Source organism: Brachybacterium hainanense, assembly GCF_042434575.1.
Classification (GTDB): domain Bacteria; phylum Actinomycetota; class Actinomycetes; order Actinomycetales; family Dermabacteraceae; genus Brachybacterium; species Brachybacterium hainanense.
The window spans coordinates 156,851-170,695 of record NZ_JBHLSV010000005.1; the positions used below are offsets into that span (position 1 = coordinate 156,851).

At 71.8% G+C, this 13,845-nt stretch carries 8 protein-coding genes and 2 tRNA genes; 4 read left to right on the plus strand and 6 right to left on the minus strand.

Going from position 1 to position 13,845, the window contains the following annotated elements:
- Positions 1 to 84 precede the first annotated feature (84 nt).
- Both ACFFF6_RS05705 and ACFFF6_RS05710 read left to right on the plus strand, forming a co-directional pair.
- Complete coding sequence (locus ACFFF6_RS05705) at positions 85 to 1,305, plus strand: pyrophosphate--fructose-6-phosphate 1-phosphotransferase (protein WP_376979026.1); 1,221 nt, start codon at positions 85 to 87, stop codon at positions 1,303 to 1,305.
- A gap of 22 nt (positions 1,306 to 1,327) precedes the next feature.
- Positions 1,328 to 2,146, plus strand: a complete 819-nt coding sequence (locus tag ACFFF6_RS05710) for a C2 family cysteine protease (RefSeq protein WP_376979028.1) — start codon at positions 1,328 to 1,330, stop codon at positions 2,144 to 2,146.
- Positions 2,147 to 2,154: 8 nt separating this feature from the next.
- Here the strand turns inward: ACFFF6_RS05710 and ACFFF6_RS05715 are convergent, their stop codons facing one another.
- From ACFFF6_RS05715 to ACFFF6_RS05730, 4 genes are all read right to left on the minus strand, one after another.
- Positions 2,155 to 2,784 carry an SGNH/GDSL hydrolase family protein gene (locus ACFFF6_RS05715; RefSeq protein ID WP_376979029.1) on the minus strand — a complete coding sequence of 210 codons (630 nt, stop codon included), beginning with the start codon at positions 2,782 to 2,784 and terminating at the stop codon, positions 2,155 to 2,157.
- A gap of 211 nt (positions 2,785 to 2,995) precedes the next feature.
- Positions 2,996 to 3,069, minus strand: a tRNA-Met gene (locus ACFFF6_RS05720).
- A 262-nt stretch (positions 3,070 to 3,331) separates the two neighbouring features.
- Positions 3,332 to 3,405, minus strand: a tRNA-Met gene (locus ACFFF6_RS05725).
- A gap of 196 nt (positions 3,406 to 3,601) precedes the next feature.
- Positions 3,602 to 6,697, minus strand: a complete 3,096-nt coding sequence (locus ACFFF6_RS05730; RefSeq protein WP_376979031.1) for a UPF0182 family membrane protein — start codon at positions 6,695 to 6,697, stop codon at positions 3,602 to 3,604.
- A gap of 169 nt (positions 6,698 to 6,866) precedes the next feature.
- Between ACFFF6_RS05730 and ACFFF6_RS05735 the strand changes: the two genes are divergently transcribed.
- Positions 6,867 to 7,439 carry a PPA1309 family protein gene (locus ACFFF6_RS05735; protein ID WP_376979033.1) on the plus strand — a complete coding sequence of 191 codons (573 nt, stop codon included), beginning with the start codon at positions 6,867 to 6,869 and terminating at the stop codon, positions 7,437 to 7,439.
- A gap of 103 nt (positions 7,440 to 7,542) precedes the next feature.
- On the opposite strand, the gene ACFFF6_RS05740 is transcribed toward ACFFF6_RS05735, so the two are convergent.
- Both ACFFF6_RS05740 and ACFFF6_RS05745 read right to left on the minus strand, forming a co-directional pair.
- The gene (locus ACFFF6_RS05740; protein WP_376979035.1) at positions 7,543 to 8,019 is read right to left on the minus strand and encodes a single-stranded DNA-binding protein; all 477 of its coding nucleotides are present in this window, start codon (positions 8,017 to 8,019) and stop codon (positions 7,543 to 7,545) included.
- 262 nt (positions 8,020 to 8,281) lie between these two features.
- Entirely contained in the window at positions 8,282 to 8,908 is a 627-nt protein-coding gene (locus tag ACFFF6_RS05745; protein WP_376979037.1) for a superoxide dismutase, read from the minus strand.
- A gap of 177 nt (positions 8,909 to 9,085) precedes the next feature.
- On the opposite strand from ACFFF6_RS05745, the gene ACFFF6_RS05750 reads away from it, so the two are divergent.
- The gene (locus ACFFF6_RS05750) at positions 9,086 to 13,843 is read left to right on the plus strand and encodes an ATP-dependent helicase (protein ID WP_376979038.1); all 4,758 of its coding nucleotides are present in this window, start codon (positions 9,086 to 9,088) and stop codon (positions 13,841 to 13,843) included.
- Positions 13,844 to 13,845: the final 2 nt, after the last annotated feature.

The window sequence follows — 13,845 nt, forward strand, 5'->3', positions numbered from 1 at the left end:
CTGCTGGGCCGGCGCGACGGGAACCGTGCGGCATCGGTAGACTCTCCCCGTCCGGATGTCTTCCTTCCGAAGGGAACCTGCTCCATGACCGTCAAGCGCGTCGCCCTCCTCACCGCGGGCGGTTACGCCCCGTGCCTGTCCTCCGCCGTGGGCGGGCTCATCGAGCGCTACACCGAGCTCGTGCCGGATGTCGAGATCATCGCGTACAAGCACGGATACTGGGGTCTCCTCTCCGGCGAGAAGATCGTCGTGGACGAGACCGTGCGCGCGAAGGCCGCGGTGCTGCACGAGTTCGGCGGCTCCCCCATCGGCAACTCCCGCGTGAAGCTCACCAACACCAAGGACCTCGTGGCACGTGGGCTGATCCAGGAGGGCGAGAATGCCCTCGAGGTCGCCGCGGACAAGCTCAAGGCCGACGGCGTCGACGTCCTGCACACCATCGGCGGCGACGACACCAACACGACCGCCGCGGACCTCGCGAAGTACCTCGCGGACAACGACTACCCGCTGCAGGTCGTCGGGCTGCCCAAGACGATCGACAACGACATCGTGCCGATCCGCCAGTCCCTGGGGGCGAAGACCGCAGCGGAGCAGACCAGCCTGTTCGCGCAGAACGTCATCGCCGAGCACGGCTCGAACCCGCGCATGCTCATCGTCCACGAGATCATGGGCCGCGCCTGCGGCTACCTGACCGCCGAGGCCGCCCGCGCCTACCAGGAGTGGCACGCGAAGCAGGACTGGCTGCCGGAGATCGGGCTCTCGGGCGACCGCTGGGACGTGCACGCCGTGTTCCTGCCGGAGCTGGCCCTGGACATCGAGGGGGAGGCCGAGCGTCTGCGGAAGGTCATGGACGAGACCGGCTGCGTGAACATCTTCCTGTCCGAGGGCGCCGGGATCCCGGAGATCGTCGCGGAGATGCAGGCCCGCGGCGAGGAGCCGGAGAAGGATCCCTTCGGCCACGTCAAGCTCGACACCATCAACCCGGGCCAGTGGTTCGCCAAGCAGTTCGCGGAGAAGCTGGGCGCGGAGAAGGTCATGGTGCAGAAGTCCGGCTACTTCGCCCGCTCCGCGAAGGCCAACGCCTACGACCTGCGCCTGATCAAGTCGATGACGGACCTCGCCGTGCAGGTCGCCCTCGAGGGCGGCACCGGCGTGATCGGCCACGACGAGGAGCGCGGCGACGTGCTGCGGGCGATCGAGTTCGAGCGCATCGCGGGCCACAAGGCCTTCGACGTCGACCAGCCCTGGTTCCAGCAGGTCATGGAGACCGTGGGCCAGAAGGCCGTCCCGGCCGCCGCGCACTGACCGCGACGCCCCGGCCCCGCACATGACAGCACGCCACGGCGTCGCGCCCACCGGGCGGACGCCGTGGCGTCGTCGTGTCCGGGACCTGCTGCTGTCCGCGGAGCGAGTCCTGCTCCGTCGCAGCGCCCCTGCCGTTCCCGAGGATCCTGCGGGCCGGGAGGCGGCAGCCCGCCCCGCCCCGGGCCCGCACATGCACGGCTGGAGGCCGGATGCCACGCCCCTGGACCTAAGCAGGCGGCCCCGGCAGGGGCGCCTGGGCGACTGCTGGGTGATGGCGTCTCTGCTGGGCGTGCACGCGCAGGCCCCGCAGCTGCTCGAGAGCGCGCTCGTCGACGCGGGGGAGGGCCGATGGCACGTGCGTCTCGCGGCCGCCGTGATCACCGTCGACCGGGAGATGCCCGTGGATGCGCGAGGCCGCTGGGTGTACGCCACGCAGTCGGGTCAGGGCCCTGGCTGGGCAGGTCTGTTCGAGAAGGCGTTCGCCGCCCATCTCGCCGGCTCCTACCGGCTTGTCGCGCGGGGCTTCGGCCGCTCCGGTCTCGCGGCGCTGACCGGGGTCCGCGTGCGCACCCTGGTGCTGCTGCCGTCCCCGAGGCGCATCCGGGACCTGCTGGCGGAGGGGCGGGCGGTGCTCGCCTCCACGCATCCGCTCAGCCCGCTCGTGACGGTCCCGGGAGGGCGGCTGCCGGCGAACCATGTGATGGCCGTGGTCGGCGCCGATCCGGTCACCGGCACCATCACGCTGCGCAATCCATGGCGCCCCGATGAGGTGCTGGTCCTCCCCCGGTCCGTGCTGCGGCGCGGCTTCATCTCCCTGGACGTCACCGCGCCGCTGGGCTGAGCAGGCTCTCAGCGCCCGCCCGCGACCTCGAGCCAGGCATCGGCCAGCAGGCGATGGCCGGCCGTGCTGGGATGCACGCCGTCCTCGGCGAGGGAGCCCGGCGTGTGCCCGCGCCGGAGGGCATCGGACATGACGGACTCGAGGTCGACCACCCGTGTGCCGAACTCACGGGCGAGCGAGCGGATGCGCGCGATCTTCCCGTCGAGGTCCTCGTGGAAACGGGCCTTGTCCTCGTCGACGTCGGTGACGAAGGGGAGCATGAGCACGACGGGCCGCGCGGGGCGGCTGCTGAAGAGCTGATCCAGCAGGTAGCGGTAGTCGGCCTCGAAGGCGTCGTCCTCGGTCGGGTCATCGCGGTCGTAGCGGCGCCAGGTGTCGTTGACGCCCACGTAGATCGTCACCATGTCGGCGTCGTGGTCCAGGCAGTCGGGGCGGAACCGGGCCCGCAGGTCCTTCACGCGGTCCCCGCCGATCCCGGTGTTGATGACGGTCGTGGCAGGCTCGTAGGCGGCGTAGTGCTCGGCGATGAGGCGGACGTAGCCGAAGCCGAGGTGCTGGGGGTCCTCGCGCCTCCCGCAGTCGGTGATCGAATCGCCGATGAACAGGAGGGTGCGGGGCTGGGAAGCGTCAGTGCTCATGCCCTGATCCAAGCAGAATCCGCGGCGGCGTGCGATGCGCGTCCTCCCCGCCGCGCTGCCCCCCTCGCGGGCGACAGGAACCGGCGCCTCCTCGGCAGGGTCGCGGGGCGGACACACTGCCCTGCCCCTCCGCGCATACCGATCGTGACCGGGGCAGGAATGCGGAAGCGGCCCTGACCGGTGAGATACCTGGTCAGGGCCGCTTTCTTCGTAGCGGGGGCAGGATTTGAACCTACGACCTCCGGGTTATGAGCCCGGCGAGCTACCGAACTGCTCCACCCCGCGGCGACAGAGACCACTCTACCCCACGATGACCTGGAGCGATACCCGCAGCGGGTGGAACGTGACGCCCCGCACGACGCTGCCGCCGGACCGGGCTGTGAGCGACGGTCCACCCGATCACGACACGTCGCCGGCGCGACGACCGCGGCCTCCGCATGGAGGATCGCCGGCGTCCCGAGGATCCGGCCGTCGGTCGCGGAACCGTTCCCGGCCATGACGAAGGGCCCCTGACCGGTGCGATACCGGCCAGGGGCCCTTCTTCTCGTAGCGGGGGCAGGATTTGAACCTACGACCTCCGGGTTATGAGCCCGGCGAGCTACCGAACTGCTCCACCCCGCGGCGACTCATCAAGACTATGGCACCGGCTCGTCTGCGTCCAGCCGAAACGGGCGGAGCGTGCGGCACGCCACGTCGCGACTCGTCCGGGGCACCTGGTCCCGGGATCGCCCCGGCGGCAGAGGACGACGATCGGCCGCCGTCCTGGGCGGACGACGGCCGATGCGGCCTCGGTGCGGGCCGGGCGTGCGACAGCGGATCAGCCTCCGTTGTCGCTGGGCGCCGCCGCGGAGCCGCCGCCCTGGAGCTCGGTGTTCGCCGCCACCGCCCGCTCGACGGCATCCTGCAGGCGGTCCTGCGCCTCGCCGTACTTCGTCCAGTCGCCGGCAGCCATCGCGGCCTCGGAGTCCTTGACGGCCTGGTCCATGTCCGCGATCGCCGTGTCCAGGCGCTCCTGCGCGGAGCCGTCGGCCGGCGAGGTCGTCGCATCGCCGGAGCCTTCGGGCGGCGTCGCGTCCCCGGAGCCGGGGGACGTCGTCTCCCCCGTATCGGCGTCCACCGCTCCGGACTCACCGCCCGTGTTCGGCACCGCGGCATCACCGGCCGAGGCGCCGGAATCGCCCTCGAAGACCTCGTCCAGCGCCTGGTCGAGGGTCGGCGCGAAGCCGATCTTGTCGCCGAAGGACACCAGCACCATCTGCAGCAGCGGGTACTGGGTGCCGCCGCCCTGCGAGGAGGACTGCAGGTAGACAGGCTGCACGTAGAGCAGGCCGCCACCCACGGGGAGGGTGAGCAGATTGCCGTTGATGACCTCCGAGTTGCCGGACTTGAGCAGGTTCAGCGCCTGCGACACATTCGGCTCGGAGTTGAAGGTCGCCTGCACCTGTCCGGGGCCGTTGACCGGGTTGGTCGAGGGCAGCACGAGCAGGGTGAGGTCGCCGAAGGATTCGGCCGGATTGCCCGCCGTGTCCCCGGTCTCGGAGTCGACGGCGAGGTATCCGGTCATGACGTTCTGGCCGTTGGCGGGGATGTAGCTGGTCGACATCATGAAGCGCGGCTCGTCCTGGCCGGGCATCTGCATCGTCAGGTACATCGGGGGCTGGTCCTTCTGCGTGCCCGGGGTGCCGTCCGGATTGTCCTGGACCTTGTCCGTGGGATCCGGGGGGACCTGCCAGAAGTCCTGCTGCGTGTAGTACTCGTCGGCGGAGGTCACGTGGTACTTGCCCAGGAGCTCGCGCTGCGCCTTGAACAGGTCGGAGGGATAGCGCAGGTGGCTCATCGTCTCCGCGTCGATCTCGGAGGCGGGCTGGACGGCGCCGGGAAAGACCTCCTCCCAGGCGCGGAGGATCGGGTCCTCGGTGTCCCAGGCGTAGAGGTCCACGGAGCCGTCGAAGGCGTCGACCGTCGCCTTCACGCCGTTGCGCATGTAGTTGGTCTCGCTGTCCCGGTGCGCGGCCGACTCCCGCGGGTCCGTCTTCGAATCCGTGATCACGTCGTCCATGTTCACGGTGGTCGAGTACGGGTACCGGTCGGTGGAGGTGTAGCCGTCCACGACCCAGACCAGCTTGCCGCCGACGACGGCCGGGTACGTCTGGGAGTCCAGGGAGAGGAAGGGGGCGACCTCGCGGACCCGGGACTGCGGGTCGCGGTCGTAGAGGATCTGCGACTCCTCGTTCACGTAGTCGGAGATGACGATGTTCGGGTCGCGGAACTTGATCGCGTACAGCAGGCGCGGGAACCAGCCGTCGAGCTTCGGCCCGCCGTCCCCCTGGAAGGTGTTCGTCCGCAGGGTGCCGGACTCCTCGCCATCCGTGCCCGCCTGGTAGTCGAACTCCTCGGGCTCGGAGCCCTCGGGCGCGCCGACGATGGAGTAGTCCGGGGAATGGCGTCCGAAGTAGACGCGCTCCTCGTACTCGCCGAAGGCGCCTTCGCCGGGGACGCCGGACTGGAAGAAGTCGGGTTCGCCGTCGGCGTTGCGCTTGTTGCCGTAGGCGGCGGCCGTGCCGTAGCCGTGGGTGTAGATGATGTGCTGGTCCGTCCAGGACCGGCCCTCGAGGTTGAACTTGTCCGGGCGGAGCTCGCGCACGCCGATCACGGTGTCCTGGAGCTCGCCGTCGATCTCGTACCGGTCCACGCTGAGGACCTTGTCGAAGCCCCAGTAGGCGCGGTTGGCCTCGCGCTGCTCGAAGGTCGGGGACACGACGGTGGGGTCCATGAGACGGATCTGCGCGGTCGTCGAGGCGTCCGCGCGCAGGGCCCCGGGCTCGGCATCGGTCGCGGCCGCATAGCTGACCTCGCTCACGGCGTCCAGGCCGAAGGCGGTCCGGGTCGCGTCGATGTTGTTCTGGATGTAGGGCTGTTCCAGGGCGCGCTCGTTCGGGGCGACCTTGAACTGCTGGATCGCCCACGGGATGCCGCTGCCGATCACGAGGGTCGACACGATCATGAGTCCCGCCCCGATCGCGGGGATGCGCCAGTCGGCCCGGAAGATCCAGGCCGCGAAGAGGGCCGCCACGAAGATCGCGCAGATCGCGAGGATGGTCTGCGCCGGCACGAGAGCCTTGATGTCGGTGTAGCTGCCGCCGTCGAAGAGCTGGCCCTTGGTGGTCAGGAGGCCGTAGCGCTGGAACCAGTGCCCGAGGCCCAGCAGGATGACGTACACCACGGCGAGGATCCCGAGGTGCCGCCGGGCGGCGGTCGTGATCTCGAGGCCGCTCTCCTGCCCCCAGGCCACTCCCCCGTAGACGAAGTGTCCGGCGACCGCTCCGATCGCGGTGACCAGGCAGATGAACTGGGCGAAGGAGATCGCCACCTCGATCATCGGAAGGGTGAAGACGAAGAAGCCCGCGTCGAGGCCGAAGACCGGGTCCGCCTGCCCGAAGGTCTGCGGATGCAGGAACAGCTGCATGTCCTGCCAGCTGCGGGAGGCGGCGAGGCCGCTGAAGGCGCCGATCACGAGAGGCCCGGCGATCGTGATGCCGCGGCGGAGCGGGTCGATCGCGCCGCGGAACTGCTCGAGCGCCTCCTGCTCGCGGGTGATGGGCGGGTAGATCGGCCGCTTCGTGTACGCGACCCGCAGGCTCACGTAGAGCGGGACCGCGAACAGCAGGAAGCCGACGACGAACATCGCGATCTGGGTGATCCAGCGCGTGGTCAGCGTCTGCGTGTAGTCCAGCTGCTCGAACCACAGGTACCGCGTGTACACCTCGGAGGCGAGGACCAGCAGGAGGACCAGCGCTCCCAGGGCGATCAGCGTGACCGTCACCGGGGAGACGCGCCGAGGTCCTCCGTTCGCGTCGGCGCCCGGGCGCGGCGCCGGGCGGGGTCGGTCTCCGAAGGAGGCGGAATAGCTCACGGGTCACCTTTGTTCGATGCTCGTCGACTCCCGGGGCCCGCGCACTCCTGTGCGCGCTCGGGCCAGCGGATCGCATCCAGACCGCGGATGCGACGTCCCGGGTACAGTGTGGTGCCGCCGCGCACAGCGGCGGCCCCTCCATTGTGACAGGTCGAGCTGACAGGCCCCCATGAACGAGACTGCACCCCGCACGCCCGAGGGAGACCCCCTCGATCCGGAGTCGGCGGCCCTGGCCGCCGCTCTTCTGGAGATCGGCCGGCACGTCGACGGCGAGACCCTCAGGGCGCCGCGGTGGTTCGCCCTGGCCCGCAGCGCGGCGCTGCTGGCCCAGCAGCCGGGCATCGCCGCGCTGCTGGGGGTCGAGGCGACCGATGTGCTGGGAGCCGATGCCGCTCATCTGACCCCGATCGAGCTCGAGGAGCTTCCGGCCATGCACGATCCTCTCGAGTCGCTCGCGGCCGTGTCGTGGCCGGACATCGCCGTCGGCGGCGCGCTCGCCCTTGATCTGCCCGCCGCGAGCTGGCGCAGCCGCATCGACGACTCCGATGCCCAGGCGCGGCGGACCGCCGAGGCGCTCGACGGCGGCACGCTGCGTGTGCTCGTGGCCGCCACCCAGGACGGCGTCACCTACTCGGCGCTGCGCCGCGCGGGCGATCGTCCGAGCGGGCCCGCCCGGTACGTGATGGGCCCGGCGCTCCTGCCGGAGCTGACCCAGGCCCTGGCGGAGTCGCTGCACGGTTGACATGCGGGCCTCGGCGGGTCCGCGGGAGCTCCTGAGGGGCGCGCCGCGAGTCGGCGATGCCCTGCCGCTCCCCGGACGGCGGGCGGCAGGGCATCGCGCCGGTTCATGAGGCGAGGAGCTCGCCGACGGGCGAGGCGCCGTCACCGCTGTCCTCGGCCTCCCCCTCGTCCGTCATGATCACTCCGGTGTCGGGATCGAAGTCCGGCTCGTCCGCGATGCCCGCGGCCTTGCTGAACGCCGTCGTGCCGAAGAGGAGGTCATGGCCGATCGCCTCGGCCTGGACGGCGAGCTGGCTGTGTTCGCGTCCCTGGTCGTCGGTCCACTCGTGGGTCGACAGACGGCCGGTGACGATGAGCGGCTGCCCCTTCTTCACCGACCCCAGCACGTGACGCGCGAGCTTGCGACGCGTGTACACCGTGAAGTACTCGGGCTTGCGGTCCTCGAACTCGTTCGTGCGGTGGTTGAAGTACCGGGTGTTGACCGCCATGCGCACCTTCACGCTGAACGGCTCCTCGCCCCCGCGCATGATGACGGGATCGCTGCAGGCGTTGCCCTGCAGGGTCGTATGGATCTCCTTCATGTCCTCACGTCCTTCCCGCGGCCTGCACCATGTCCGGGGTCCTTCCCCGGTCCGTGGCGGGCCGCGTGGCACCCAGCCTCGGGTGCCGCGGCCGGCAGTGCCAGGACGGTCGCGGAAGTGTGGATGAGCGTGCCATGGGGAGGACGAGCACCAGCGCCGATGCCCCGGAGGTGCGGGCCCGGGAACGCCGGACGGCCGGCCCCCGCGGGGGCCGGCCGTCCGTGATGTCGTGCCGGCGGCGCGCCGACGACGAGATCGACGCTCAGGCGCCGGGGTTCACCAGTCCGGTGGTCTTCGAGGCGTTCTCGAAGCGCGCCTGGACATCGGCCCAGTTCACGATGTTCCAGATGGCCTTGACGTAATCCGCCTTGACGTTCTGGTAGTCGAGGTAGAAGGCGTGCTCCCACATGTCCAGCTGGAACAGCGGGATGGTCGCGACCGGCACGCCGTTCTGCTGGTCGTAGAACTGCTCGATCACGAGGTTCCCGCCCAGCGGCTCGTAGGCGAGGATCGCCCAGCCGGAGCCCTGGATGCCGAGCGCCGCGGCCGTGAACTGCGCGCGGAAGGCGTCGAAGGAGCCGAAGTGCTCGTCGATCGCGGCGGCCAGCTCGCCGGTCGGCTTGTCGCCGCCCTCGGGCGAGAGGTTCTTCCAGAAGATCGAGTGGTTCGTGTGACCGCCCAGGTTGAAGGCGAGGTCCTTCGAGAACTGGTTGATGGAGCCGAAGTCGCCGGACTCGCGGGCCGCGGCCAGCTTCTCGAGGGCCGTGTTCGCGCCCTTGACGTAGGTCGCATGGTGCTTGTCGTGGTGCAGCTCCATGATGCGGCCCGAGATCGCCGGCTCGAGAGCACCGAAGTCGTAGTCGAGATCCGGAAGCGTGTACTCCGCCATGTCGTTCCTCCCTTTCGGTTCTGTGCGCGGGGCCCCGTCACGGGGCGCCGCCTCGTGTCAATCCTGCCACGTCCGGGCTGACGATGGGGTGGCCGCTCGGGGCCGTCCCCCTCGGCCGACCTCCGCGTTCACGTCCGGACGCACTCGGATGTCCGTCCGGCGCGACACAATGGCCCGATGAACCCGTCCGGTCCCTCCGCGCCCGTCCTCGCCTCGCCGCGCGCCGCGCTGGAGCTGCTCAGCCCCGCGACCCGGGACTGGTTCTCCGGTGCCCTAGGGGACCCGACCGCCGCCCAGGCCGGGGCGTGGCAGGCGATCCGCGAGGCTCGTGACACGCTCGTGATCGCCCCGACCGGCTCGGGGAAGACGCTCGCCGCGTTCCTCATGGCGATCGACGCGCTCATGTTCCCGGAGCCGGAGGCACCCGCCCGGGGCCCGGGCGTGAGCGTGCTGTACCTGTCGCCGCTGAAGGCGCTCGGTGCGGACGTCGAGCGGAACCTGACCTCCCCGCTCGTGGGCACGCGGCGCAGCGCCGAGCGAATGGGCGTCGCGGCGCGGCCCGTCCGGGTGGGCATGCGCACCGGGGACACCCCGGCGGCGGAGCGGCGCGCGCTCGTCTCGAATCCGCCGGACATCCTCATCACCACGCCGGAATCGCTGTTCCTCATGCTCAGCTCCTCGGCCCGCGAGTCGCTCACGACCGTGCGGACGGTGATCGTCGACGAGGTCCACGCGGTCGCGGGCTCCAAGCGCGGCGTCCACCTGGCGCTCTCCCTGGCCCGCCTGGACGCGCTCACCGACTCGCCCGCGCAGCGCATCGGGCTGTCGGCGACCGTCGAGCCCGTCCGCGAGGTCGCCGGCTTCCTCGGCGGCGCGGACCGGCAGGTCGCCGTGGTCCGCCCGCCCGCGACCAAGGAGCTGGACCTGACGGTGCGCCTCCCGATCACGGACTTCGAGGCGATCGAGCCGCCCGCGGACGCGGCCGATGAGGACGACGTCGCCGGGACCATCTGGCCGCATATCGAGCGGGCGATCCTCGAGGAGGTGCTTTCCCGCCGCTCGACGATCGTGTTCACGAACTCTCGGCGGCAGGCGGAGCGGCTCACGGGGCGGCTGAACCTGCTGCACCGGCGACGGGAGGCGGCCGCCGCCGGGCTCGCGGCACCGGGTCCGGCGAGCTGGGCGGTGGGTCGCACCGACGGCACGGAGGACCCCTCCCTCGCCGCGGACGGAGAGGTCGAGGACGTGGCCCGGGCCCATCACGGGTCCATGTCCAAGGAGCATCGGCGGCTCATCGAGGAGCAGCTGAAGTCCGGGGAGCTGCGCTGCGTGGTGGCGACCAGCTCTCTCGAGCTGGGCATCGACATGGGCTCGGTGGACCTGGTCATCCAGGTCGAGACGCCGCCGGCGATCTCCTCGATGCTGCAGCGCATCGGCCGCGCCGGCCACGACGTGGGGGCGGTCTCCCGCGGGATCGTCCATCCGCTGCATGCGGCCGATGTCCTGCGTGCCGCGGTCACCGTGCGCGAGTCCCTGGCGGGGAGGATCGAGCCCCTCGTCGTGCCCCGCAACGCGCTCGACGTCCTGGCCCAGCACACCGTGTCCGCAGCGGCTGTGGAACCCCTCGAGCTCGAGGAGTGGTTCGGGACCGTCCGCTCCGCGCATCCGTATGCGGCGCTGCCTCGGTCCCTGTTCGACGGCACGATCGACCTGCTCTGCGGCCGGTACCCCTCGACCGCGTTCAGCGAGCTGCGGCCACGCCTGGTCCTGGACCGCGAGACCGGGATCCTCACCGCCCGTCCCGGGGCGCAGCGCCTCGCCGTCACCAGCGGCGGCACCATCCCGGACCGCGGGCTCTTCCCCGTGTTCCTCGTGGCGGGCGAGGACTCCGGTCAGGCGCGCAGGGTCGGCGAGCTGGACGAGGAGATGGTCTACGAGTCCCGGCGCGGAGACGTCATCACCCTGGGCACCTCGAGCTGGCGGATCGAGGAGATCACCCATGACCGGGTGACCGTCTCCCCCGCCTTCGGCCTGGCCGGACGGATTCCCTTCTGGCACGGCGAAGGGGCGGGCAGGCCCGTCGAGCTGGGCCGGGCGCTGGGCGGCTTCGAGCACGAGATCTCCTCCCGGGCGCCGGAGGAGGCGCTCGCGCAGCTCGCGGAGATCGGCCTCGATCAGAACTCCCGGCACGCGGCCCTGCGCTTCCTCCAGGAGCAGCAGCAGGCCACCGGCACGGTGCCCGGTCCCGAGTCCCTGGTCATCGAACGCTTCCTCGACGAGCTGGGCGACTGGCGTGTGGTGCTCCACTGCGCGCTCGGGCAGCGGGTGACCGCGCCGTGGGCCCTGGCGGTCGGTGCCCGCGTGCAGGACCGCTTCGGCCTGGACGGACAGGTCATGGCGGCTGATGACGGGATCGTCCTGCGCATCCCGCACGGGGAGGAGGCGCCGGGCGCGGATCTGTTCGTCTTCACGCCCGAGGAGATCGATGAGGAGGTGCGCCGTCTGGTGGGGACCTCCGCCCTGTTCGCCTCCCGCTTCCGGGAATGCGCCGCACGGGCGCTCCTGCTGCCGCGCCGCGACCCCGGTTCCCGGGCTCCGCTGTGGCAGCAGCGGCAGCGAGCCGCGGCTCTGCTGGACGTCGCCCGTCCCTACCCGGACTTCCCGATCATGCTCGAGGCTGCTCGCGAGTGCCTGCAGGACGTGTACGACCTCCCCAGCCTGGTCGCGGTGATGCAGGGCATTACCACGAGGCAGGTGCAGGTGCGGGAGGTGGAGACCCCCGCTCCCTCGCCGTTCGCACGGTCCCTGCTGTTCGGCTACGTCGCCCAGTTCCTGTACGACGGAGACGCTCCCGCGGCGGAGAAGCGCTCCGCCGCTCTCGCGCTGGACCAGAGCCTCCTGGCGGAGCTCCTGGGAACGGTGAGCTTGCGGGAGCTGCTGGATCCCGCGGCGATCGCGCAGGTCTCGCAGCAGCTGCAGGGCCTCACGCCGGAGCGCGCGCTGCGCGGGGCCGAGGACCTGGCCGATGCGCTGCGGCGCCTGGGCCCGCTCGCGCCCGAGCAGATCGAGGCGCGGATGGCGGAGGGGGCGTCCGCGGCGGAGGCATCAGAGGAGCTGCTCGCGGCCCGACGTGCGGTCGCCGTCCGCATCGGCGGGGCCGAGCAGCTCGCCGCGATCGAGGATGCGGGGCTGCTGCGCGATGCGCTCGGCATCGCGCTGCCCGTCGGGGTGCCTGCCGTGCATCTCGAGCCGGTGCCGCGACCCGTCGAGGAGCTGCTCTCCCGCTGGGCCCGCGCCCGGGGGCCCTTCACCCTCGAGGAGGCGGTGCGCGCCCATGGTCTCGCCCCCGGCGTGGCACGCACCGCCCTCGAATCCCTGGTCGCCGACCGGGCGCTCACGACAGGCGAGTTCACTCCGGGTGGCGAGGGCGTCGAATGGGTCGAGGCGGAGGTGCTGCGAAGGATCCGCCGGGCGAGCCTCGCCGCGTCGCGCCGCGAGATCGAGCCGGTCGCCCCGTCCTCCTACGCCCGCTTCCTCGGGGGCTGGCAGCATGTGCGGGAGCGGGATGCGGACGGTGCTCCCCGGAGGTCCTCTCTGGCCGGGGCCGACGGTGCGCTCAGCGTGATCGATCAGCTCGCCGGGGTGTCCCTTCCTCTGTCGACCTGGGAGTCACAGGTGCTTCCGGCCCGGTTGCACGACGCCTCCTCCGCCCTGCTGGACGGGCTCTTCGCGAGCGGCGAGATCGTCTGGACGGGCCACGGCCGCCTGGGCTCCGATGACGGCTGGGTGCGTCTGCATCTGGCCGATGCGCTGCCGCTGGGCCTGGACGCGGCCACGATCGAGGATGCCGCAGACGCTCTGGCCCCGGGGTCCGTGGCCTCCCGGGTGCTGGCTCTCCTGCGCGGCTCCCCCGGTGCGCTGCGGCACACCGAGATTCTGCGGGCGCTCGCCGCCGATCCCGAGGGCGGCGGCGCCGTCGATCCGCCGCAGCTGACGGAGGCGCTGTGGGAGCTCGCGTTCTCCACGCTCATCACCAACGACTCCTTCGCCCCGCTGCGCGGCTACGCGATGGGCCCCGCCCGCTCCTCGCGGCCATCCCGCGGCCGCGGACGCGCGCGTCCGGCCACCCGGAGGGGTGCCGCCCGGCTGTCGGCGGCGATGCTCCGGGCCGGCGCCGCGCACGTCTCCGAGCTGGAAACGGGCCCGGCGGGCTCAGGCCGGTGGTCGGCGCTGCGCGTGCCGATGGTCGACGCGACCGCTCGCGCGAGCGCCCTCGCGGCCCTGCTTCTGGACCGGCACGGCGTGCTGACCCGTGGTGGCATGGGCATCGAGGACGTACCCGGGTCCTTCGCGACGATGTACCGCGTGCTGCAGACCCTCGAGGAGAACGGCGGGGCGCGCCGCGGCTACTTCATCGACGGCCTCGGGGCGGCGCAGTTCGCCCCTCCCGGAGCCGTGGACCGGCTGCGCGACCGGGATCGCGAACGGGAGGCCGCGCAGGCTCGCCGCCAGGACGGCGACGAAAGCGGGCGGGATGACGCCCTGGCGGTGCTCGCGGCGACGGATCCCGCGAACCCGTACGGCGCCGCCCTCCCCTGGCCGGATCCCGGCGTGCAGCCCCCCGAGGGAACGTCCCTGAGACCCGCACGCCGGGCCGGGTCGCTCGTGGTGCTCGACGGCGGAGAAGTCGCCGCCGTCCTCGAGCGCGGCGGAAAGTCGCTGCTGTGGTACGCGAGCCCCGTGCGCACCCCGCACACCGCCCGCGCCCTCGCGCATGCGGTGGCCGCAGAGTCGATGATCCCGGCCCTCGCGGTCGAGCGGATCAGCGGCCACGGCATCGAGTCGGAGGCCGTCGCCCACGTGGCCGCGGCTCTCGCCGAGGCCGGATGCTACCGCTCCCCGCGGGCGATCCGCCTGCGCGCCGGAGGGCGGTGAGC

Coding starts and splice junctions, on each gene's coding strand:
- ACFFF6_RS05705 (WP_376979026.1), top strand. CDS start 85: ATGACCGTCAAGCGCGTCGCCCTCCTCACCGCGGGCGGTTACGCCCCG.
- ACFFF6_RS05710 (WP_376979028.1), top strand. CDS start 1,328: ATGACAGCACGCCACGGCGTCGCGCCCACCGGGCGGACGCCGTGGCGT.
- ACFFF6_RS05715 (WP_376979029.1), bottom strand. CDS start 2,784: ATGAGCACTGACGCTTCCCAGCCCCGCACCCTCCTGTTCATCGGCGAT.
- ACFFF6_RS05735 (WP_376979033.1), top strand. CDS start 6,867: ATGAACGAGACTGCACCCCGCACGCCCGAGGGAGACCCCCTCGATCCG.
- ACFFF6_RS05740 (WP_376979035.1), bottom strand. CDS start 8,019: ATGAAGGAGATCCATACGACCCTGCAGGGCAACGCCTGCAGCGATCCC.
- ACFFF6_RS05745 (WP_376979037.1), bottom strand. CDS start 8,908: ATGGCGGAGTACACGCTTCCGGATCTCGACTACGACTTCGGTGCTCTC.
- ACFFF6_RS05750 (WP_376979038.1), top strand. CDS start 9,086: ATGAACCCGTCCGGTCCCTCCGCGCCCGTCCTCGCCTCGCCGCGCGCC.